This window comes from Mycobacterium sp. 852002-51613_SCH5001154 (assembly GCF_001667425.1).
GTDB lineage: Bacteria > Actinomycetota > Actinomycetes > Mycobacteriales > Mycobacteriaceae > Mycobacterium.
Window position 1 is genome coordinate 16865 of record NZ_LZII01000002.1, and the last position, 22000, is coordinate 38864.

At 68.9% G+C, this 22000-nt stretch carries 22 protein-coding genes; 8 read left to right on the top strand and 14 right to left on the bottom strand.

The features are described 5' to 3' along the window. Positions 1 to 61 precede the first annotated feature (61 nt). From phoU to mgtA, 3 genes are read left to right on the top strand one after another with little or no spacing between them, the layout of a single operon-like run. Positions 62 to 727 (top strand): phosphate signaling complex protein PhoU, encoded by a 666-nt coding sequence (phoU, locus tag A5750_RS00075; RefSeq protein ID WP_066949778.1) that lies wholly within the window; start codon positions 62 to 64, stop codon positions 725 to 727. A 36-nt stretch (positions 728 to 763) separates the two neighbouring features. Further along, entirely contained in the window at positions 764 to 1762 is a 999-nt protein-coding gene (locus tag A5750_RS00080) for a magnesium transporter CorA family protein (RefSeq protein ID WP_066949782.1), read from the top strand. After that, positions 1759 to 4383, top strand: coding sequence for a magnesium-translocating P-type ATPase (mgtA, locus tag A5750_RS00085; protein WP_067260477.1), 2625 nt, complete (start codon positions 1759 to 1761; stop codon positions 4381 to 4383). The genes A5750_RS00080 and mgtA overlap by 4 nt, the downstream gene beginning before the upstream one ends. Before the next feature lie 3 nt (positions 4384 to 4386). Here the strand turns inward: mgtA and A5750_RS25065 are convergent, their stop codons facing one another. Both A5750_RS25065 and A5750_RS00090 read right to left on the bottom strand, forming a co-directional pair. Then, positions 4387 to 4656: a hypothetical protein gene (locus A5750_RS25065; RefSeq protein WP_231989076.1), complete on the bottom strand. Its 270-nt coding sequence runs from the start codon at positions 4654 to 4656 to the stop codon at positions 4387 to 4389. Between the two features lie 24 nt (positions 4657 to 4680). Next, a complete protein-coding gene (locus A5750_RS00090; RefSeq protein WP_066949788.1) occupies positions 4681 to 5025 on the bottom strand; it encodes a DUF732 domain-containing protein in 345 nt (114 codons plus the stop codon). A 164-nt stretch (positions 5026 to 5189) separates the two neighbouring features. Here A5750_RS00090 and A5750_RS00095 point away from each other — a divergent pair, with 164 nt between their 5' ends. After that, the gene (locus tag A5750_RS00095; protein WP_066949792.1) at positions 5190 to 6107 is read left to right on the top strand and encodes a PHB depolymerase family esterase; all 918 of its coding nucleotides are present in this window, start codon (positions 5190 to 5192) and stop codon (positions 6105 to 6107) included. A gap of 196 nt (positions 6108 to 6303) precedes the next feature. Here A5750_RS00095 and nei2 read toward each other — a convergent pair whose 3' ends face one another. The 3 genes from nei2 to A5750_RS00110 are packed head-to-tail and all read right to left on the bottom strand — an operon-like array spanning position 6304 to position 12360. Beyond that, entirely contained in the window at positions 6304 to 7059 is a 756-nt protein-coding gene (nei2, locus tag A5750_RS00100) for an endonuclease VIII Nei2 (protein WP_066949797.1), read from the bottom strand. A 13-nt stretch (positions 7060 to 7072) separates the two neighbouring features. Then, positions 7073 to 11650 carry an ATP-dependent helicase gene (locus A5750_RS00105; protein ID WP_067260479.1) on the bottom strand — a complete coding sequence of 1526 codons (4578 nt, stop codon included), beginning with the start codon at positions 11648 to 11650 and terminating at the stop codon, positions 7073 to 7075. A 38-nt stretch (positions 11651 to 11688) separates the two neighbouring features. Continuing rightward, positions 11689 to 12360, bottom strand: a complete 672-nt coding sequence (locus A5750_RS00110) for a TetR/AcrR family transcriptional regulator (RefSeq protein ID WP_066949803.1) — start codon at positions 12358 to 12360, stop codon at positions 11689 to 11691. Positions 12361 to 12638: 278 nt separating this feature from the next. Here A5750_RS00110 and A5750_RS00115 point away from each other — a divergent pair, with 278 nt between their 5' ends. Further along, positions 12639 to 13022, top strand: a complete 384-nt coding sequence (locus A5750_RS00115) for a hypothetical protein (protein ID WP_066949806.1) — start codon at positions 12639 to 12641, stop codon at positions 13020 to 13022. A 97-nt stretch (positions 13023 to 13119) separates the two neighbouring features. After that, positions 13120 to 13431 carry a protein UsfY gene (usfY, locus tag A5750_RS00120; protein ID WP_066949809.1) on the top strand — a complete coding sequence of 104 codons (312 nt, stop codon included), beginning with the start codon at positions 13120 to 13122 and terminating at the stop codon, positions 13429 to 13431. Between the two features lie 134 nt (positions 13432 to 13565). Here usfY and A5750_RS26025 read toward each other — a convergent pair whose 3' ends face one another. Beyond that, entirely contained in the window at positions 13566 to 13712 is a 147-nt protein-coding gene (locus tag A5750_RS26025) for a hypothetical protein (protein ID WP_197505307.1), read from the bottom strand. A 107-nt stretch (positions 13713 to 13819) separates the two neighbouring features. Between A5750_RS26025 and A5750_RS00125 the strand changes: the two genes are divergently transcribed. Then, positions 13820 to 14257 (top strand): ATP-binding protein, encoded by a 438-nt coding sequence (locus tag A5750_RS00125; RefSeq protein WP_055405180.1) that lies wholly within the window; start codon positions 13820 to 13822, stop codon positions 14255 to 14257. Beyond that, positions 14254 to 15042: an RNA polymerase sigma factor SigF gene (locus A5750_RS00130; protein ID WP_066949812.1), complete on the top strand. Its 789-nt coding sequence runs from the start codon at positions 14254 to 14256 to the stop codon at positions 15040 to 15042. The genes A5750_RS00125 and A5750_RS00130 overlap by 4 nt, the downstream gene beginning before the upstream one ends. On the opposite strand, the gene A5750_RS00135 is transcribed toward A5750_RS00130, so the two are convergent. From A5750_RS00135 to A5750_RS00170, 8 genes are all read right to left on the bottom strand, one after another. Continuing rightward, positions 15013 to 15444 (bottom strand): STAS domain-containing protein, encoded by a 432-nt coding sequence (locus A5750_RS00135; RefSeq protein ID WP_066949815.1) that lies wholly within the window; start codon positions 15442 to 15444, stop codon positions 15013 to 15015. The two genes, A5750_RS00130 and A5750_RS00135, sit on opposite strands and share 30 nt — an antisense overlap. Positions 15445 to 15620: 176 nt before the next feature. Continuing rightward, a complete protein-coding gene (locus A5750_RS00140; protein ID WP_066949818.1) occupies positions 15621 to 17414 on the bottom strand; it encodes an acetyl/propionyl/methylcrotonyl-CoA carboxylase subunit alpha in 1794 nt (597 codons plus the stop codon). A gap of 108 nt (positions 17415 to 17522) precedes the next feature. After that, positions 17523 to 17960, bottom strand: coding sequence for a SufE family protein (locus tag A5750_RS00145; RefSeq protein WP_066949821.1), 438 nt, complete (start codon positions 17958 to 17960; stop codon positions 17523 to 17525). Beyond that, positions 17957 to 18850: a sulfurtransferase gene (locus A5750_RS00150; RefSeq protein WP_067260481.1), complete on the bottom strand. Its 894-nt coding sequence runs from the start codon at positions 18848 to 18850 to the stop codon at positions 17957 to 17959. Before A5750_RS00150 ends, A5750_RS00145 begins: the two co-directional genes overlap by 4 nt. 39 nt (positions 18851 to 18889) lie before the next feature. Continuing rightward, positions 18890 to 19378, bottom strand: coding sequence for a pyridoxamine 5'-phosphate oxidase family protein (locus A5750_RS00155; protein WP_066949933.1), 489 nt, complete (start codon positions 19376 to 19378; stop codon positions 18890 to 18892). After that, positions 19375 to 20031: a nucleoside triphosphate pyrophosphatase gene (locus A5750_RS00160; RefSeq protein ID WP_066949828.1), complete on the bottom strand. Its 657-nt coding sequence runs from the start codon at positions 20029 to 20031 to the stop codon at positions 19375 to 19377. Before A5750_RS00160 ends, A5750_RS00155 begins: the two co-directional genes overlap by 4 nt. Continuing rightward, on the bottom strand, positions 20028 to 20285 hold the full coding sequence (locus A5750_RS00165; RefSeq protein WP_066949831.1) for an acyl-CoA carboxylase subunit epsilon: 258 nt from the start codon (positions 20283 to 20285) through the stop codon (positions 20028 to 20030). The genes A5750_RS00160 and A5750_RS00165 overlap by 4 nt, the downstream gene beginning before the upstream one ends. A gap of 56 nt (positions 20286 to 20341) precedes the next feature. Next, on the bottom strand, positions 20342 to 21982 hold the full coding sequence (locus A5750_RS00170; RefSeq protein ID WP_066949834.1) for an acyl-CoA carboxylase subunit beta: 1641 nt from the start codon (positions 21980 to 21982) through the stop codon (positions 20342 to 20344). Between the last annotated feature and the right edge of the window lie 18 nt (positions 21983 to 22000).

Here is a 22000-nt window from a genome sequence, read left to right on the forward strand (position 1 = left end):
GACCTTTTCGGGTGGCTTTCGTCCCTTGTGAAATCGGCTCGCCTTGCGCCACCGTTGCGCTATGCGAACCGCGTATCACCACCAGCTGGCCGAGTTGACCGTTGAACTCAGCCAGATGTGCGGCCTGGCCAACGACGCCATGCGGCGAGCGACCGAGGCCCTGCTGGAGGCCGACCTCGACGCCGCGGAACAGGTCATCCGGGAGCACGACCGAATGGTGGTGATGCGGGCGGGCGCGGAGCGGGAAGCCTTCGCGTTGCTGGCGCTGCAACAACCGGTTGCCGGGGAGTTACGGGCGGTTTTCAGCGCCATACAGCTCATCGCCGACATCGAACGCATGGGCGCACTGGCCGTGCACGTCGCCAAGATCGCCCGGCGGGAGCACCCGAATCAGGTACTTCCAGAAAATGTCCGCGCGTGTTTCGCCGAGATGGCCAAGGTGGCAATCGCGTTGGGGGACAGCGCAACACAGGTGCTGATTTCCCACGATCCGCAGCAGGCCGCCCGGCTTCGCGAACAGGACGACGCGATGGACGAGCTCTACCGGCAGTTGTTCAGCGTGCTGTTGGATGACGACTGGACCGACAACATTCCCGTCGCCGTGGACGCGGCGTTGCTCGGCCGTTTCTACGAGCGCTTCGCCGACCATGCCGTGGAAGTCGGCCGCCGGGTCGTCTTCATGGTCAGCGGCGACCTGCCCGCGCCGGACGAAATCTCCACCTACTGACAGGCGCTGGAGGGGCTGGGCTGAGAGGATGGCCTCGTGCAGGTCGCGCCCAACATCCACGGACGCCTGTGGCGCCACGGTAAGCCGCAGGACGAGTTCGCATTCGATGACATCTCCGAGTACCTTCGCGAACCCGACGCCCTGGTCTGGGTGGATTTGTGCGAGCCGGACCACGATGCGCTGTGCGACCTGGCTGCCGAACTCGGCCTCAACACGTGGGCCGTCGAGGACGCTGTGGCGGCGGCCGAGCGTGTCAAGGCCACCGCGTACGAAACCCACACGTTCTTCACCGTCTATGCCGTCCACGTCGCGGGCGAAGGCACCGACGAGCCGCGGCGGATGCTGTCCACGCAGCGGATCTCGGCGTTCGTGCTTCCCCGCGGTTTGATCACCGTGCGCTTGACGCCCGACTTCGACATCGCCGCGGTCACCCGGCGCTGGGAGGAGATCGGCGCCCAGCAGTACGGGGTGGGCGCGCTGGTGCACGGGTTGCTCGACGTCGTGGTGGACAGTCACTTCGCGGCGGTCGAGGCCCTGGACGACTGCATCGAAGACATCGAAGACGAGCTGTTCGACGGCAAGCCGCGCCAGGCGAGCTTTCAGCGCAGAACGTTTCAGATGAGACGCGACCTGGTCGCCCTGCGGCGGGTGGCGCTCCCGATGCGGGAGGTCGTCAACTCGATTCAGCACCACCGCCACGAGCTGGGCACTGCCCCGGAACTGGACCCGCTGTACGCCGACCTGTACGACCACGTGCTTCGCGTGTCGGAATGGACGGAGTCGTTGCGCGACATGGTCACAACGATTTTCGAAACCAACCTGTCGCTGCAAGACGCCCGGCTGAACACCATCATGAAGAAGCTGACCGGGTGGGCGGCCATCATCGCCGTTCCCACCGCGATCACCGGCTTTTACGGTCAGAACGTGCCCTACCCGGGCTTCGGCCACCTCGCCGGCTTTCTGGCCAGCACCGGCCTGATCTTCGTCCTGATGGTGGTCATCTACGTGATGTTCAAACGTCGCGACTGGCTATGATCGCCGACCCCCGACAGGAGACCGCCGGCTCGACCACGACGCTGGTCGCGGCCGCCACGGTCGACGAGGTGCTGCGCCGGTTGGACAGCTCGCCGGCCGGGTTGTCCGGCGCGGAGGCCGCCGCCCGGCTCACGCGCTACGGGCCCAACGCGGTGCGCACCCATCGCGTGAATGTCCTTGCGGTGCTGGGCCGTCAGCTGCGCAACGCGGTGCTCATCCTGCTGGCCGGCACCGCAGTCGCCTCGTATTTCCTGGGCGACAGCATGCAGGCCGTCATCATCGGCATCATCCTGGCGGCCAGCATCGGGCTGGGCTTCATCAACGAATACCGCGCCGAGCGGGCCGCCGCCGACCTGCATGACAGCGTGCGCCACAACGCCGTGGTGCGCCGTGACGGGAAGTTCGTCTCGCTCGCCGTGACCGCGCTCGTCCCGGGCGACGTGATTCGGCTGTCGCTGGGGGAGGCGATACCGGCCGATGTTCGGCTGATCGAGGTCAGCGGCCTGGAATGCAACGAAAGCATCCTGACCGGGGAATCGACGGGATCGGAGAAATCGACGGAACCGGTGCCTGCCGGAACCGGTCTGGCTGACGCGACCGACCTGGCCTTCATGGGCACCATCGTCAGTGCCGGGGAGGGGACCGGGGTGGTGTACGCCACCGGTCGAGACGCCGAATTCGGGCAAATCGCATCGGGTTTGGACGATCGCCAGCCCGAGACCGCCTTCCAGGTCGGGCTGCGCCGGTTCTCCTACCTGTTGCTACAGGTCGCCGTCGCGCTGATGGTGGTCATTTTGATCAGCAACCTGCTGCTGCAGAAGCCCATCATCGACTCGGTGCTGTTCTCGCTCGCGATCGCGGTCGGGATCACGCCGCAGCTGCTGCCCGCTGTCGTCAGCACCGGCCTGGCGACCGGATCACGGCAGCTGGCCAAAGCGAAGGTGCTCGTCAAGCGGTTGGTGTGCATCGAAGACCTCGGCGACATCGACATCCTGATCACCGACAAGACCGGCACCCTGACGGAAGGGCGGATCCGTCTGGTGGGCTCGGTCGATCACGCCGGTGCGCACAGCGACGCGGTCTGCCGGCTGGGGCTGCTATCCACCGATGTGGACCCGGAAACCGGTGGTGCGAGTGCCAATTCGCTCGATGCCGCGCTCTGGGAGTCCCCGCAGGCGCACCAGTTGGTGGCCGGTGCGGCGCACCGGGTCGCGATGCTGCCGTTCGACCACCAACGCCGGGCAACGTCGGCGCTGGTCGACGACGACGGAGCCCGCGTGCTGGTGGTCAAGGGGGCGCCCGAGCAGGTGCTGGCCCAGTGCCGAGCCGTCCCGCCGGCGGCGGAGGAGACTCTCGCGGAGTTGTTCGCCGCCGGGCGACGGGTGGTGGCCGTGGCCACCAAACCGGCGCCCGCGATGACGACGCTCACCCGGGCGGACGAAAGCGATCTGACGCTCGCTGGGTTCCTGGTGTTTGCCGACGAGCCCAAATCCGCTGCGCGGCAATCGCTCTCCGAGCTGGCCGAGCTGGGCATCGAGCTGAAGATCGCCACCGGGGACAACCCACGGGTCGCCGAAAAGGTATGCGCCGAACTGGGTTTGGCGTCGAAGGGCACCGTCACCGGCGGGGAGCTCGACGGTTTGGACGACCACGCGTTCATACGCATCGCGCAGAAGAACACGATCTTCGCGCGCATCTCCCCCGAGCAGAAGGCGAAGTTGATCGTCGCGCTGCGGAGCGAGGGGCGATCGGTGGGCTTCCTGGGCGACGGTGTCAACGACGCGCTGGCCTTGCACGCCGCCGATGTGGGGATCTCGGTCGACAGCGCCACCGACGTGGCCAAGGATGCGGCCGACGTCGTGCTGCTGGAAAAGGACCTCAGTGTGCTGGCCACCGGGGTGGCCGAGGGCCGGCGCATCTTCGCCAACACCATCAAGTACGTGCTGATGGGCACGTCGAGCAATTTCGGGAACATGTTCAGCGCCGCGGCCGCGTCGGCTCTGTTGCCGTTCCTGCCGATGCTGCCCAGCCAAATCCTGCTCAACAACCTGCTTTACGACACCTCGCAGCTGGCGATCCCGACCGACCGGGTCGACGCGGCGCAGCTGCACGCGCCGTCGCACTGGAACGTCGCGTTCATCCGGCGCTTCATGCTGATCTTCGGCCCGATCAGTTCGCTGTTCGACTTCCTGACGTTCGGGTTGATGCTGGGCGTGCTGCACGCCGGTGCCATCGAGTTCCGGACGGGCTGGTTCGTGGAATCCCTCGCGACGCAGACGCTGATCATCTTCGTCATTCGCACCCGCATGGTGCCGTTCTTTCGCAGCCGACCCAGCGCGCTGCTGACCGTCACCAGCCTCACCGTGGTCGCCGTCGGTGCCGGCCTGACGATTTCACCGCTGGCCCGCACCCTGGGCTTTACGCCGCTGCCGTGGCAGTTCTTCGCCGCGCTGGGCACCTTTGTCGTCTGTTACCTGGTGTTGGTGGAGCTGGGCAAGCTGCTCTTCTACAGCGAGCCGATGCACATCGTCGGGCAGCCGCACCGCACCCGCGGAAGCGCGTATCGCATCCGGCGACGGGCCGCGCGCTATCACTACATCGAGCGGCGGAGGCGGAAGTGATCGTCAGTGCTCGACGGCGATGGCCGGCAGATCCGAAAGGCCTTGCTGGATTCCGCGATCGACCTTGTCCGTGAGGGTGGTGCTGCCCGCCGGAGCAGTCTCCTGGCAACTGCAGCTCAGCGTGCTAAACGGGCTTGGGTCGGCGTTTGCCGATGCTGCCGTCCAACCTGCAGCGCCGAGGATGAGTGCAACGCCGACCAAAAGTTTAGGAATCATTTGGCCTTCGAGTTCTCGAGATAGGTTCAGCGCCAATTTTACCGGCGCGCTTGTCACGAGCCTGTCAACTGCCTGTTAATTTCAGGCCTGATACTTGGGGCAATACGCCCGGATGCTCACGCCCACGAAGTAGCCGGCGTGGTAGCCATCGAGGTGGCTGTTGGTCATGACGTCGTTGGCCACCTGTTGCGCCGATTCGCCGGATTCGAGTTCCTGGCACACCAAATGGCCGGACCGGATGGCGGTTTCGGGCGACTCGTAGTTGATGCCCTTGGCCGTCAGCGCCGCGAGGAAAGCGTCGTCGGCCGCGCTGGCGTGGGCAGCCGGGGCCGCTCCCAGGGCGCCCAGCAGTCCGGTCGCCGGGACAACCCCAGCAGCCAACAGCAACAGCAGCAGGCTGGGGTTGCGAATCTGGGTCCTCGTCATTTCTGATACTCCCGTGACATCGAAGTGCCGTTGCTCGTTGACCGCGGGGGCTGCCCGAATATTATTCGCACGTTGTTGCGTCGCACGGTGCAGGATCACTGATATTGCGATCATCGCCACACCCAGGTTTGCTCCGGCATCGGCTCCGTCGGTGTATTGACGGTATGCCGTACGTGCGTTGGTTGTCAGTGGCCGTCGTAGCCGTGTGCTTGGTGGGATGTGGTGTGCGGAATGTCTCGGCGGCCACCGCTCGGGATGCTTCCGGGACGTTCCGTTCCGGCGGCATGGATCGAACTTACCTGCTGCACGTGCCGCCGGGTAGCCCGGTCGGTCTGGTGTTGAGCCTGCACGGCGGCGGTGGCACCGGGAACGGTCAGCGGGGGCTGACCGGCTTCGATGCCGTTGCCGACGCCCATAACCTGCTCGTGGTCTATCCCGACGGTTACGACAAGAGCTGGGCCGACGGGCGCGGGGCGTCGCCGGCGGATCGCCGGCATATCGACGACGTCGGCTTCCTGGTGGGCCTGGTGAACAAGGTGCAAAACGACTACGGCATCGCCCCCGGGCACGTTTTCGTCACCGGGATGTCGAACGGGGCCTTCATGTCCAACCGGCTGGCCTGTGACCGCGCCGATGTGTTCGCCGCGGTCGCGCCCGTGGCGGGCACTTTGGGCGTCGGCGTGGCGTGCAATCCGTCGCGGCCGGTGTCGGTCTGGGAGGCCCACGGCACCGCCGACCCGCTGGTGCCGTTCAACGGTGGGGCCGTGCGCGGCCGAGGCGGGCTGAGCCACTCCATCTCCGCCACCACCATGGTGAACAAGTGGCGTTCGGCCGACGGATGCCAGGGCGACCCCTCGGTGCAGGCGCTGCCCAGCGTCGGGGACGGCACCGTCGTGCATCGCTTCGACTCCGCCGGGTGTGCGGCATCCACCGAGGTGACCTTCTACCAGATCGACAGCGGCGGGCACACCTGGCCGGGCGGCAGGCAATACCTGCCCAAGGCGATCATCGGGCCCACCACCCGCGCGCTCGACGGGTCGGAGGCCATCGCGGAGTTCTTCCTGGCGCACGCCCGGGACTAGTGGCGATCGCAAGCGCGGCGTAGCCGGGCGCTGCGGGTCGCCACCGCAGGACTAGTGGCGATCGCAAGCGCGGCGTAGCCGGGCGCTGCGGGTTGCCACCGCAGGACCAGTGGCGATCGCAAGCGCGGCGTAGCCGGGCGCTGCGGGTCGCCACCGCAGGACTAGTGGCGATCGCGAGCGCGGAGGGCTAGGAGCGTCAGCGCTGGCAGGACGGGCACCAGTACGTGACCCGCTCCCCGGAGTCGTCGTAGTTGATGGGGGTGCCGCAGCGACGGCAACCCTGCCCCGCGCGCCCGTAGACCCACAGCTGCCGCCCGGCCCTGGTATCGCCGGTGGTGCAGCGGTTCCAGCGGGACCGGTTCAGCCACAACATGTCCCGGGCACGGAGGACCAGCCGGCGCGGGTCGGCGACCGCGCTCACCGGTGCGGTGGGCAGGTGTCCGCTGACGAAACACAGCTCGTTGCAGTAGACGTTGCCGATGCCCGCCAGCACCCGCTGGTCGAGCAGCGCCTGGGCGAGCGGCCGGTCCGGTTGGGCCGCCAGGTTGGCGGCGGCGGTGGTGGCGTCCCAGTCCTCGCCCAGCAGATCTGGCCCCAGGTGCGCGACGGCGTCCCCATCGCGGTCGCGCTCCAGGATCTCCAGGACGCCGAGGTCCACGCCGACGGCGCGGACGGCGCCGGCTTCCAGGACGATCCGCGCCCGGTGGTCGACCCGCACCGGCCGGTCGGCGACCCGCCAGCTGCCGTCCATCTTCAGGTGCGAGTGGATGCTCGCCCGGCCCACCCGGATGAACAGGTGCTTGCCCCGGCTGAGCACCTCGTCGACCGTCTGCCCGGTGAGGTCGACCGTCGCGTACCGGGGGACGCGGACGTCGCAGCGCGTGAGGGTGCGCCCGACCAGGTGCTCGCGCAGGACGGCCGCGGTGTGCCAGACGGTGTCTCCTTCGGGCATCGCTATCGGGGCCTTACCGGAGCCGAAGTCCGCGCGGTGTGCGGGCGAACCCCGCCTCCTGCAAGCCGTCCGCCACGCGGCTGGGCCCGTTTTGGGGCTGCAGCGCCGGTGCGCCGTCGATGCGTTCGACCAGGATCGACGCGACGCGCCGGGAGGCGACCAGCTCGGCCAGCGCCGTGGCCGCCGCATGGTGGGCCGCCGGGTCGTCGGTGAAGGTGAGCAGTGAGCGCCCGCCGCGCTCCAGGAACCAGGCCAGGTGGCCGTCGACCAGCACGACGAGCGCGCCGGCCTTGCGGCCCGGCCGCGCGCTCTCCGCGCCGGACGCCGGCCACGGCAGCGCGGCGCCGTAGGGATTGGCCGGGTCGGCGGCGGCCAGCACGACAGCGCGGTATTCCGGCCGCTCGGGGTCGATCCCATCGCTGTAGCTGCGCAGCCGGTCGACGGTCGAGGCGACGGCGAACTGGGCACCGCCCAGCGACTCGACGAAATAGCCGCGCTGGCACCGGCCGGCTTCCTCGAAGGTGCTCAGCACCTTGTAGAGCGTCGCGAACCCGCCGGTGACGCCCTCGGCCGCGACCGCGCCCCGGGTCAGCACGCCGTGGCGGCCCAGCAGCAACTCCGCCTGGTAGTGGGCGCGCACCGTGGAATCGGGCTCGGGCGGCGGCAGGGCCGACCACCGGCCCGCCACCGTCGGGTCGGCGGGGCGGGACTGCGCGTGCGCCACGCTGTACCGGCTCAGCCGCGGTGGCCGATGTGAGCGGTGCGCCGGGGCCGAGCGTTTGCGGTTGCCCACGCCGCCGAGCATCGCGCGCACCGGCGCGAAGGTGTCACCCGTGACCCACCCGGCCCAGATCAGCTCCCACAGCGCGGCTTTGAGCTCGGCGTCGGTGATGCCGCTCTGGGTCAGATGACGGAAGAAGTACGCGCCGCCGCCGGCCAGCGTGTCCAGGATCGCCCGGTGGGCCTCGGTGAAGTCGATTTCGGCGGGCCCGGCCAGCGTCAAGGGCGCGGAGTCGCCCACGTGCAAGGCGACCCAGCCGTCGCTGGCCGAGATCGACCCTGCGCCCGACCAGGTCACCTCCCCGGTGGCGAGCAGCTCGTCGAGCATGGCGGGGGAGTAGCCCCGGACCCGCGGGCCCAGCACCAGGGGCTCGATCGCCGAGGCCGGCATCCGGACCCCGGCCAGCTGGTCGACCACGGACATCAGCCCGTCCAGCCCCGAGTGGCCCGACGAACCGGGGGAGGCCACCCGGTGCCAGGCCGGCAGGAACCTTCCGTACGCGGCGGTGCTCACCGGTTCGACCTGCGCGCGCAGCGCGGCCAGCGAACGCCGCCGCAACACTCGCAACACCTCGGCGTCGCACCACTGTTCGCCGCCGGGCGCCGCGGAGGTTTCCGTGGCGGCGACGAAGTCGCCGCGCACCAGCCGGCCGTCGGCGGCCAGCCGGCCCAGCACGTCGGCCGTCACCCGCAGCCCCAGCCCGAACCGGCCCGCGGCCGCGGCGGTGGTGAACGGGGTGTGGGTGCGCGCGTAGCGGCCCAGCAGCTCGCCCAGCGGGTCGGCCACCGCCTCGGTGAAGGCCGCCGGCACGCCCAGCGGAACCGGCGCCCCGACGCCGTCGCGCAGCCGGCCGATGTCCTCGATGGCCACCCACCAGCTGCGGCCGGCGAACGACACGGGCAGCACCCGCCGCGCCGCGAGCAGGCCTTCGAGCCAGCCGCCCACCTCGGCGCCGCCGGCCCGGGCGGCGACCTCGTCCTCGGTCATCGGCCCCAGCAGCCGCAGCAGGTCCGCGACGCCGTCGGCGTCGCGCGCGGCCCGGTCCGCCGACAGGTGCTGCAGCTGGCGGGCGGTCGCGGCGATGACGTCCGGGTCGAGCAGCTCGCGCAGCTCGACCCGGCCGAGCAGCTCGGCCAGCAGCGTGCTGTCCAGCGACAGTGCCGCGGCCCGGCGCTCGGCCAGCGGGGTGTCGCCCTCGTACATGAAGGCGCCGACGTAGCCGAACAGCAGGGACGCCGCGAAGGGCGACGGCCGCGCCGTCTCCGTTTCGAGCACCCGCACCTTGCGCTGGGCGATGCCGGCCATCAGGGCGACCAGGGCGGGCACGTCGTACACGTCCTGCAGGCATTCGCGGATGGTTTCCAGCACCACCGGGAAGTCGGGGTATTTGCGGGCCACGTCCAGCAGCTGGGCGGCCCGCTGGCGCTGGTGCCACAGCGGCGATCGCTTACCCGGGTGCCGGCGGGGCAGCAGCAGCGCGCGGGCGGCGCACTCCCGGAACCGCGACGCGAACAGCGCCGAACCGCCCACCTCGTCGGTGACGATCGGATCGATCTCGTCGGCGTCGAAGACGAACAACTCGGCGCCGGGCGGGGTCTCGCCGTTGTCGGACAGCATGTCCGGCAAGCGCACCACGATGCCGTCATCAGAGGCGGTCGGTTTTTCGTCGAGGCCGTAGCGTTCGCGCAGCCGCCGGCCCACCGCCAGCGCCAGCGGCCCGTTCACCCGCAGCCCGTAAGGCGAGTGCAGGATCACCCGCCAGTCGCCCAGTTCATCGCGGAACCGCTCGACCAGCAGGGTGGTGTCGGTGGGGACCACGCCGGCGGCGGTCCGCTGCTCGTCCAGCAGCGCCCACAGGTTGTCGGTGGCGTAGGCGTCGAAACCCAGGCCCGCGCACCGGGCGTCGAAGGCGGCGCGGTCGAGTCCGGCCAGCTCGCCGGTGAACGCGCCCAGCGCGGCGCCAAGCTCGGCGGGCCGGCCCGCGTCGTCGCCGCGCCAGAATGGCAGCCGGGCCGGCTGGCCGGGCGCGGGGATCACCAAAACGCGGTCGTGGGTGATCTCGGTGATTCGCCAGCTGGTGGCGCCCAGCGAGATGACGTCACCGGGCCGGGACTCGTACACCATCTCCTCGTCCAGTTCGCCCACGCGCGACGGCTTTTCCGACTCGCTGGCGAGGTAGACGGTGAACATGCCGCGGTCCGGGATGGCGCCGCCGGAGGTGACGGCCAGCCGCTGCGCGCCGGGCCGCGCCGTCAGCGTGCCGGTGTCGCGGTCGTAGACCAAGCGGGGACGCAGCTCGGCGAACTCGGTGGAGGGGTACTTGCCCGACAACAGGTCGAGGGTGGCCTCGTACACGCTGCGCGGCAGCGTCGCGAAGGGGGCGCTGCGGCGCACCGTGTCGAACCACCGGTCGGCGTCCAGCGGCTCCAGCGCGGCGGCCGCCACGGTCTGCTGCGCCAGGATGTCCAGCGGGTTGGCGGGCACCCGCATCGTCTCGATTTCGCCGGCGAGCATCCGCTGCACGGTCACCGCGCAGCCGATCAGGTCGGTGCGGTGCTTCGGGAACAGCACGCCCTGGGATACCTCGCCGACCTGGTGGCCGGCCCGCCCGATGCGTTGCAGGCCGCTGGCCACCGACGGCGGCGCCTCCACCTGGATCACCAGGTCGACCGCGCCCATGTCGATGCCCAGCTCCAGGCTCGACGTCGCCACCACCGCCTTGAGGATCCCGCGCTTGAGGTCCTCCTCGACCAGGGCGCGCTGCTCCTTGCTGACCGAGCCGTGGTGGGCGCGGGCCAACAGCGGCTCGGCGCCGTAGGTCTGGCCGCTGCCCATGATGTGCGCGGGCGCCCCGCCCGCCACCTTCGGGTTGGTCTCGCCCGACAGCCCCACACCACAGCGTTCGGCGTGGATCTCGTTGAGCCGGGCGGTGAGCCGCTCGGCCAGGCGCCGCGAGTTGGCGAACACGATGGTCGAGTTGTGCGCCTCGATCAGGTCGACCAGCCGCTCCTCGACGTCGGGCCAGATGCTGTTGTTGGCCAGGTTGGCCATGTCTGGCACCGGCACCTGCACCGCCAGCTCGACGGTCTTGGCCGCCCGGGGCGCGACGATGGTGGTCGGTTGCTGACCGGACAGGAACCGGGCGAGCTCTTCGGGTGGGCGCACCGTCGCGGACAACCCGATGCGCTGTGCGGGCAGCCCCTCCCGCAGCTCTTGTGACAAGTCCTGGAGCCGCTCCAGCGACAGCGCCAGGTGCGCGCCGCGCTTGCCGGCGGCGATCGCGTGGATTTCGTCGACGATCACCGTCTGCACGCCGGCCAGCGTTTCGCGCGCGGCCGAGGTGAGCATCAGGAACAGCGACTCCGGCGTGGTGATCAGCACGTCGGGGGGACGGGCGATGAGCTGCCGGCGTTCGGCGGGCGGGGTGTCCCCGGAGCGGACGCCGACGCTGATGTCGGGCGGGGGGAGTCCGTGGCGCTCGGCGATGCGGGTGAGGCCCGCCAGCGGGGTGCGCAGGTTGCGCTCGATGTCGACCGCCAGCGCCTTGAGCGGGGACACGTAGAGCACGCGGGTGCCGGCCGGCCTCGCGGCCGAGCCGTCAAGACCGCCGCGCGTGGCGAGGGAGTCTAAGGCCCACAGGAACGCCGCGAGCGTCTTGCCGGATCCGGTCGGCGCGATCACCAGCGTGTTGTCGCCGTCGGCGATGGCGTCCCAGGCTTCGGCCTGCGCGGTGGTGGGACCGGCGAATGTGCTGGTGAACCATTCGCGCGTGGTCGCGCTGAACCGGCCTAACGGGTCACGGGTGGTCACCTCACCATGGTGCCAAGGCGTACCGACAAGAGCGCGGGCTAGCGCGGCTGGATTCGGGCCGTCGCCATCGCGTGGGACAACTCCTCGGGTATCTCGGGCACCCGGGCGATGGCGTCGAACAGTGAGTGCGCGCAGGCGTCGGCGAGGCGGTCGGCGTTGATCGTGGGATCGATGATGCGCTGGCGACACAGCTCGAACGTGAACGCCAGCCAGCCGTGACAGATCACCCGCAGGTCGCGCTCGACGTCGCCTTCCAGCTTCGCCCCGGAGATGTTGGCCACCAGGTCGTGGATGCGACTCATGATGTGTTCGAGCTGGCGGTTCTTGGCTTCGTCGTCAACGCCCAGCAGAACCGGGTCGGACCGGCCCAGCCCGACGTAGGCGGCCCAGGCGGCCTCCGGATTCTGCTCGTGGTAGGCCATGTACGCCATGACCCCCATCCGCACCTCTTCGTACATGGTGAGGCCGGTGGCGTCGTCCATATTGGTGGTCTCGTACAGCCGGTCGGCCTCGTCCTTGACCACGGCGGCGAAGAAGGCGCGCTTGTCGGGGAAGTAGTGATACATCAGCGCCCGGGACACGCCGGCGCGTTCGGCGATCTCGTCGATCCGCACCTCGTCGTAGGGTCGCTTTCCGAAGACATCGGCCCCCAAAGCGAGCAGCTCAGCGCGTCGATCCTCGGGGGATAACCGCCTTCGGCCTGTCGGCATGTGAGAGATAGTACTCACCGGTCCTGAGTCGCCGACCACATTGCGTCTTTCCCGGCTCCACGCCCCGGGCCAGCGGTAATCCCTCCGAATAATTGACGGTGCGGGCTATTCGCGCGCCGGCGGGAATTTGGCCGGCAATACCCGGGACTGAGCCGTTTTACGGGGTTTGCCGACGGGTATTTGTCCCCATGCGATTTCCGCTTGTCATCGCGCGGTAACCATTGCGGCGCAGCAAACGATGAACAAAACATTGATTACCCGGGATATGAGGGGCACGGATGCACAAGGCGGATGAGCGATCGGGTGGTGATCGCTTGGGACAGGAAGACGGCGAGGTGCGTGCCGCCATCCGGTTCGCAGCATTGGCCGCGGCCGTGGCGGTCGGCTTCCTGGTGATGGCCGCGCTCTGGGTGAGCACTTGTCCTGGTACCGGTGTGGACACCGCGGCGTGCGGCGCGCCACAGCGGACATTGCTGGCGCTGGGCGGACCGCTGATCCTGCTGGCGGCCGGCCTCTGGGCATTCCTGCGGACCTATCAGATATGGAAGGCGCAGGGCACCTGGTGGGGATGGCACGGCGCGGGCTGGTTCCTGTTCACGCTGATGGTGTTGATGGTCGCCATGGGCGTGGCCCCCATCGCAGGCCCGGCGCTGGTCCTCTGACTGGGGTCTCGCCAAAGGCCTCCCGGGCGATCTACCGTTGATGGTGCAACCCGTATTGAGCTGCGAATGGTTTTACCAACCTCCCCTAGGAGCAGCCATGGGAGACACATTTCACGACCCCGTCGACCATCTCAGGACAACGCGGCCACTCGCCGGGGAGTCGCTGATCGACGTACTGCACTGGCCCGGCTACCTGTTGGTGGTGGCGGGTGTGATCGGCGGATCCGGAAGCCTGTCGGCGTTCGGCTCCGGACATCAGCACGAGGGCATGACCGCCGGGGTGGTGGCGATCATCGCCACGGTTCTCGGGTTGGTGTGGGTGACGCTCGAGCACCGGCGGATCCGGCGGATCGCGGATCGCTGGTACGCCGAGCACCCCGAGGTCCACAGGCAGTGGCCGGCCAGCTAGGAGCGCTTGCGCCGCGGCGCCGCTGAGCGCCGAACCCATTTTTGCCGGGAAGTAAACGCGGGTGGTTACCCGCCTCGTCGAGTGGGTATCAGGTGTGCACCATGATGAGTGCCGGAAGGGTTGCGTCAGCGTGGTCACCCCATGGGGGGCAGGAACACGAAGACACCGACATAGATGCCTACAGCGAGAAATACCAATACGACCAGCGCGATCCCGGCGATCGTCGCCATGCGCTTGAGCCGCCGTGTCCGAGCCGTTTCGGTGGTTTCCGGCCCGTCCATATCGGGCCGCACACCCGGCGGAAACCATGACTAACCGGCTCGAACGCACGGTCCACGGCGGGCTGCGGGGCGGTAGTAGTGTCAGTCAAACATTGCCGGGAGACCAGATGAACGATGCGGGATTGCGCACTAACAAACGTCAGCGTGGCCATCGTGCCGTCGAATTGCACGTCGCGGCACGTCTGGAGAACTTGGCGATGCTGCGGACGCTGGTTGGTGCGATCGGCACCTTCGAGGACCTGGACTTCGACGCCGTAGCGGATCTGCGGCTTGCGGTCGACGAAGTGTGCACCCGGCTGATCCGCTGCGCGACGCCCGACGCAACCCTCGTCGTGGTGGTGGACCCGCAGGACGACCAGTTGGTGGTCGAGGCGTCGGCGGCGTGTGACACCCACGACGTGGTCGCTCCCGGCAGCTTCAGCTGGCACGTGCTGACGTCCTTGGCCGATGACGTCCAGACATTCCACGATGGTCGCGAGCCCAACCAAACCGGCAGCGTTTTCGGTATCACGCTGACGGCGCGACGGGCGGCCTCCAGCAGGTGACACCACCAGCTGCCGGCGGTTCGGTCTCGCGCCCGAACGAGTACGCCGATGTCCCGGAGATGTTCCGAGAGTTGGCCACTGTGGACGGCGACTCGATGGAATTCCAGCGTCAACGGGACAAGATCGTCGAGCGCTGCCTGCCCCTGGCCGATCACATCGCCCGCCGGTTCGAGGGCCGCGGCGAGCCCCGCGACGATCTCGTCCAGGTGGCGCGCGTGGGGCTGGTCAACGCGGTGGTGCGGTTCGACGTCGAGACCGGCTCCGACTTCGTGTCCTTCGCGGTGCCCACGATCATGGGCGAGGTCCGCAGGCACTTTCGCGACAACAGCTGGTCGGTCAAGGTGCCGCGGCGCCTGAAGGAGCTGCACCTGCGCCTCGGCACCGCCACCGCGGATCTCTCGCAACGACTCGGCCGGGCGCCCACCGCGACCGAACTGGCCGCCGAACTCGACATGGACCGCGAGGAGGTCGTCGAGGGCCTGGTGGCGGGCAGCTCGTACAACACTTTGTCCATCGACAGCGGCGGCGGCAGCGAGGAGGACGAAGCCCGCGCGATCGCCGACACCCTGGGCGACGTGGATACCGGCCTGGACCGGATCGAGGATCAGGAGTCGCTTCGCCCACTGCTGGAGGCCCTGCCCGAGCGGGAGCGGACGGTGTTGGTGCTCAGATTCTTCGAGTCGATGACGCAGACCCAGATCGCCGAGCGGGTCGGCATCTCTCAGATGCACGTGTCCCGGTTGCTGGCGAAGTCGCTAACGCGGCTGCGCGACCAATTGCAATAGGAACGGCGGCTCTTCGCCCTCGGCTCGCAGCGGTTCCAGCAGCGGCTCGGCCGCGTGCGTCGTCACCGGGAGGGTGCCGTCGGGGTCGCAGATGCGCAGCAACCTCGCCACCGCCGGGCTCGGCGCCATCGCCCAATCCAACTGGGCGCCCGAGCAGACGACGTTGATGCGGTGTAGCGCTGAAAAGCCTGCTGTGCCAATGAATTTCAGGCCGCGCAGGTCCAGGATCACACGCCGGGAACGAGCGACGACGTGTCGGACGTAGGCGGCGAGCTGATCGGCGTTGGCGGCGTCGAGCTCACCGTCCACGGTGACCAGGGTTCCCGCTGGGTCCCAGCGCGCGGTGAACTGCGCCGCCCGGCTGTGCTGCCAAGATTGGGCCACAGACATTACTGACTCCATCCGTAGAGCAGTTGTGCTGCGGAAAACGTCAAGCGTGAATTGAAGCGAAAAAACAGGGAGTTCGTCTTCCCCACGCCCTTTGACGTAATCCGGACGGCTGTGAACTCAACCTGACCCGAACGCTACCCGCGTCAGACCTAGTCGACAACTGTTTCCCAGGATTATCGTCCGACGGGCTATTTGATCTCGGCGAGCACCGTGCCCTGGGTGATGGCGGCGCCGGCCTCGACCGCAAGTCCGGTGATGACACCGTCCTTGTGCGCGGTGACCGGGTTCTCCATCTTCATCGCCTCGAGGACCACGACCAGGTCGCCGGTGGCAACCTCCTGTCCCTCCTCGACCGCGACCTTGACTACGGTGCCCTGCATGGGCGCGGTCACCGCGTCGCCAGAGGCGGCGCCCCCGGCGTGCGCCCCGCGCTTGCGCGGCTTGGGCTTCTTGCGGATGACGCCGGCCGGGTCCGCGGCACCGTTGGAAAGCGCCAGATCGCCGGGCAGCGACACCTCGAGCCGCCGGCCACCGACCTCAACGACCACCGTCTGGCGGGGCCGGGCGTCCTCCTCGTCGAGGGGCTCGCCGGCGGTGAAGGGCTCGATGGTGTTGTTCCACTCGGTCTCGATCCAGCGGGTGTGCACCGAGAAGCTGTCGCCGTCACCGATGAAGGCGGGATCGGACACCACGGCGCGGTGGAACGGGATGACGGTGGCCAGCCCCTCCACGTGGAATTCAGAAAGAGCACGGCGGGAGCGGGCGAGGGCTTCTTCCCGGGTCGCGCCGTACACGATCAGCTTGGCCAGCATCGAGTCGAACTGGCCGCCGATCACCGAACCGGCCTCGACGCCGGAGTCCAGGCGAACGCCGGGCCCGCTGGGAGTGTCGTAGCGGGTGACCGGGCCGGGCGCCGGCAGGAACCCACGTCCGGCGTCCTCGCCGTTGATCCGGAATTCGATGGCGTGGCCGCGTGGCGTCGGATCCTCGGTGAGATCCAGCTTTTCGCCGTTGGCGATCTTGAACTGCTGCAGCACCAGGTCGATGCCCGCGGTCTCCTCGGTGACCGGGTGCTCGACCTGCAGCCGGGTGTTGACCTCCAGGAACGAGATCAGGCCGTCCTGGCCGACCAGGTATTCCACGGTGCCGGCGCCGTAGTAGTGCGCCTCCTTGCAGATGCGCTTCGCCGACTCGTGGATCTCCTTGCGCTGCGCGTCGGTCAGGAACGGCGCGGGCGCCTCCTCCACCAGCTTCTGGAAGCGGCGCTGCAGGGAGCAGTCGCGGGTGCCCGCGACGATGACGTTGCCGTGCTGGTCGGCGATCACCTGCGCCTCGACGTGGCGGGGCTTGTCCAGGTAGCGCTCGACGAAGCACTCGCCGCGGCCGAAGGCGGCGACGGCTTCGCGTACCGCCGACTCGTACAGGTGCGGGATCTCTTCGATGGTGCGCGCGACCTTCATGCCGCGGCCGCCGCCACCGAAGGCCGCCTTGATGGCGATCGGGACGCCGTACTCCTCGGCGAAGGCCACCACCTCGTCGGCGTCCTTGACGGGGTCGGGCGTGCCGGGCACCAGGGGGGCCTGGGCGCGTGCGGCGATGTGGCGGGCGGTGACCTTGTCACCGAGGTCGCGGATCGACTGGGGGCTCGGGCCGATCCAGATCAGGCCGGCGTCGAGGACGGCCTGCGCGAAATCGGCGTTCTCCGAGAGGAAGCCGTAGCCGGGGTGGACGGCGTTGGCGCCCGACTTGGCCGCCGCGTCGAGGAGCTTGCCGAAGTCCAGGTAGGACTCCGCGGAGGTCTGGCCACCCAAGGCGAACGCCTCGTCGGCGAGGCGCACGTGCGGGGCGTCGGCGTCGGGCTCGGCGTACACCGCCACGCTGGGCAGCCCCGCATCGCGGGCCGCGCGGATCACCCGGACAGCGATCTCGCCGCGGTTGGCGACAAGCACTTTGGAGATCCTCGAGCTGGCGTGACTAGCCACTGCGCCTCCTGTTTGGCAGATCTGAAGCGGACGTGTTTCCGCCGTGGGCTTCTTTAAGAGAGTTTCTTACAACTCCCGGGAAGTCTAAGCGCCGCGCCGTGAGGCCGATCAGGCGGTGCCGGAATTCGGAGCCGACTCGCGCACCCGCCGCTTGATGCGAGCGAGCATCGCCGACATGCCGCGCAGCCGCAGCGGGCTGATCAGCGCGGCCAAGCCCAGGTCGGTGTAAAAATCCTCGGGCACCGCCAGAATGTCGGCCGCGGGCTGCTCGTCAAGACCGGCGGCCAGGATCGACGCGAACCCCCGGGTGGTCGGCGCCTCGGCGGGCGCGCTGAAGTGCAACCGCACCCGGTTCGGGTCGCTGGCATCGACGTGGAGGAAGAGCGGGGTCTGGCATTCGGGCACCGGCTCCATGGCCTGCTCTTCCAGCTCGGGGGGCAGTGCCGGGAGGTCGTTGGCGAATTCCAGCAGCAGCGTCAGCTTGTCCTGGCCCTGGACTTCGGCGAAGTCGGAGACCACCTCGGCTAACGGGGCGGGCAGCGTCATCGGACCGGAACGGCCCCCGGCTCTTCGCCGGCGACGATCGGCGTGCGCACGGTGTTGCCCCACTCCGTCCAGGATCCGTCGTAGTTGCGCACCCCGGGCTTGCCCAGCAGGTACGTGAGCACGAACCAGGTGTGGCTGGACCGCTCGCCGATGCGGCAGTACACGACGGTCTTGTCCTCGGGATCGATGAAGGCGTAGAGCTCCTCGAGCTCCTCGCGGCTGCGGAATCGCCCGCTCTCATCGACCGCCTGGGCCCACGGGATGGACCGGGCCGTGGGGATGTGGCCGCCGCGCAGCACGCCCTCCTCCGGGTAGTCGGGCATGTGCGTGCGCTTGCCGGTGTACTCGTCGGGCGAGCGCACGTCGATCAGCGGCTGGCTGCCCAGGATGGCCAGGACGTCGTCCTTGAAGGCCCGGATGGGTTCGTCGTTGCGCGCGACGTCGGGATAGCCGGTGGAGGTCTTGGTGGGGACGTCCAGGGTGGTCTCCCGGCGCTCGGCCAGCCACAGGTCGCGCCCGCCGTTGAGCAGGCGCACATCGGGGTGGCCGAACAAGGTGAAGACCCACAGCGCGTAGGCGGCCCACCAGTTGCTCTTGTCGCCGTAGATCACCACGGTGTCGTCGCGCGAGATGCCTTTGCGGTCCATCAATTCGGCGAACTGCTCGCCGTTGATGTAGTCGCGGACCCTCGGGTCGTTGAGGTCGGTGTGCCAGTCGATCTTGACCGCGCCGGGGATATGGCCGACGTCGTAGAGCAAGACGTCCTCGTCGGATTCGACGATCACCAGGCCGGGGGTGCCCTGGTGGGCGGATAGCCAGTCGGCGGTGACCAGCCGTTCGGGGTGGGCGTAGGCCGTCAGAGTCGGGCTTGGATCCGGGGGTAATGCCACGCCTTCGAGCCTACCGTCAGGGCTCAATTGGCCATCGGGTCAGTGCTTGCGGACCACCCGCTCGGGCACGCCGGGGTTCCAGATGGTGACGTCAAGGTGGCCGTCGCGGACCTCGACCGCCGATGCCCCGGTGATCTCGGCGCCGAGCAGGTCGAATCGCTGCTCGCGCAGGTCCAATCCGGTCTCGGAGAACAGCGTCTCGGCCAAGCGCCGGTGCACCGCGCCGTAGGGAACGACGCGGGCCAGGCCCCACAGCTTCGCGTCGCCGTCGATCACCTCGGTGTCGACCGTCGCGGTGTGCAGACAGAACCTCGGGTCGCGCGCCAGATCGAGGAACTTGGTGGTGGCCGGCATCCCGGGCAGCCATAACTCTTCCTCGAAGATCCGCGGCTCCATCGGGCTGATCCGGGGGAACCCGTCGGAGCGCAGGGTGGCCAACATGCACAGGTTGCCGTTGGCGCTATGTCGACGGGTGAAGATGCCGGCGATGCGCGGCGCTTGGGCGGTGAACTCGGTCCACGTGGTCATGGCTTGACCCTTGGGTTGCTCGGCGTTGCCGCCCACAGCTCGGCTATCGACAACCCGGCCCGCTGCAACATGGACCGCAGCAGCGGCAGGCTCACACCGATCACGTTCGACGGGTCCCCGTCGATCCCGTCGACGAACCAGCCGCCCAGCCCGTCGAGGGTGAACCCGCCGGCCACGTGCAGTGGCTCGCCGCTGGCGACGTAGGCCCGCAGGTCCGCCTCCGTGGGTGCGGCGAAACGCACCGTGGTGCAAGCGGATTCGACTTCGCGATGGATGATCGCGCCGCCCTCCAGCCGCAGCAGGCAGTGCCCGGTGTGCAGCCGGCCCGACCGGCCAGCCATGCGGCGCCACTGGGTCATCGCTTCGTCGGCCGACCCCGGCTTGCCGCACAGTTCGCCGTCGAGGTAGAGCATCGAATCACAGCCGACGACAACGCAATCGGCGGTGACGGTGCCGGCCAGCTCGCCCGCGACGCGCTCGGCCTTGGCCTCCGCCAGCGCGCACACCACCTCAGCGGGCGCGGCTTCGGGCCCCAGCTCCGCGACGACGGCGTCTTCGTCCACGCCGGAGACCACGACCAGCGGATCGATGCCGGCCTGGCGCAGCACCTGCAGGCGGCCCGACGAGGCCGACCCGAGGACCAGCCGGGTCAATGCTTCATGTGCGTCATTTGCTGCATGGTGAGCCGCTGGTAGTTGGACATCGCGAATCGCAGCCGGTCCACCGGCAGGCCCCAGCGGGTGGGCTCGGGTTCGGTGGGCTCGGGGACGCCGCCACCGACGACACCGAGCGCGGTGACCAGCGCGGCCACCTCCTCGTCGGTGGGGCGACCCTTGAGGACGTGGATGTGCGGCTCGTGCGGCTGGTGCGCGGCTTCGGTTGTCTCGGAACCGTTTTCGTCGCTCATGGCCGAATCGTTCGCCCCACTCCCGTCGCTCACTGCGTTCGCACCGTTCGTCCGGCTCACAGCGGAATGTTCCCGTGCTTCTTGGGGGGCAGGTGCGCGATCTTGCGTTCCAGCAGCCGCAGCGCCGTGCCGATGTAGCCGCGGGTGTGCGACGGCGGGATCACCGCGTCGACGTAGCCCCGCTCGGCGGCGACGTACGGGTTGACCAACGTGTCCTCGTACTCCTGCTGCAGCTCCAGCCGCAGGGCGTCGACGTCCTTGCCCTCCTTGGCCGCCTCGGCCAGCTGCTTGCGGTAGACGAAGCCGACCGCCCCGGAGGCGCCCATCACCGCGATCTGCGCGGTCGGCCAGGCAATGTTGACGTCGCAGCCCATGTCCTTGGAGCCCATGACGCAGTACGCGCCGCCGTAGGCCTTGCGGGTGATGACGGTGATCTTCGGGACGGTGGCCTCACCGTAGGCGAACAGCAGCTTGGCGCCACGCCGGATGATGCCGTTGTATTCCTGGCCGGTGCCCGGCAGGAAGCCCGGGACGTCCACCAGCATGATGATCGGGATGTTGAAGCAGTCGCAGGTCCGGACGAACCGGGCCGCCTTCTCCGAGGCGTTGATGTCCAGGCAGCCGGCGAACTGGGTGGGCTGGTTGGCCACGATCCCGACCGGCCGGCCCTCGATGCGGCCGAAGCCGACGACGATGTTGGTGGCGTAGCCGTTCTGGATTTCCAGGAACTCGTCGTCGTCGAGGATGCGGGTGATCACCTCGTGCATGTCGTACGGCTGGTTGGCCGAGTCCGGGATCAGCGTGTCCAGCTCGAGGTCCTCCTCGGTGAGGTTGTCCTCGATGGCGCCCTCGGGGACGGGCTCGGCGTAGCGCGGCGCGTCGGTGGCGTTGTTGGGCGGCAGGTAGCTCAGCAGGTCGCGCACCCAGTCGAAGGCGTCCTGCTCGCCCGAGGCGACGTAGTGCAGGGTGCCCGACTTGGCCATGTGGGTGTGGGCGCCGCCGAGCTCCTCCATCGTGACGTCCTCGCCCGTGACTGTCTTGATGACGTCCGGCCCGGTGATGAACATCTGGCTGGTCTGGTCGACCATCACCACGAAGTCGGTCAGGGCGGGGGAGTACACGTGCCCACCGGCGGCGGCGCCCATGATCAGCGAGATCTGCGGGATCACGCCGGAGGCCAGGATGTTGTTCCGGAAGATCTTGCTGTACAGGCCGAGGGAGACGACGCCCTCCTGGATGCGCGCGCCGGCGCCGTCGTTGATGCCGATCAGCGGGCGGCCGGTCTTGATCGCCAGTTCCTGGACCTTGACGATCTTCTCGCCGTACACCTCGCCGAGGCTGCCGCCGAACACCGTGGCGTCCTGGCTGAAGATGCACACTTCGCGACCGTCGATGGTGCCGTAGCCGGTGATCACGCCGTCGCCGAGCGGGCGGTTGTTGTCCAGGCCGAAGTTCTTGCTGCGGTGGCGCGCCAGCGCGTCGAGTTCGACGAACGAGTCCTCGTCAAGCAGGGCGAGGATGCGCTCGCGGGCGGTCAGCTTGCCCTTGGCGTGCACCTTCTCGACGGCCTCTTCGCCCACCGGGTGCAGCGACTCTTCCCGGCGCTTATGCAGTTCGGCCAGCTTGCCTGCGGTGGTGTGGATGTCGATGGTGTGCTCAGCGGCCGGCTCCGCGGTGTGGTCGGTAACGCTTGTCATGGGATCCGAGCTTAGCGG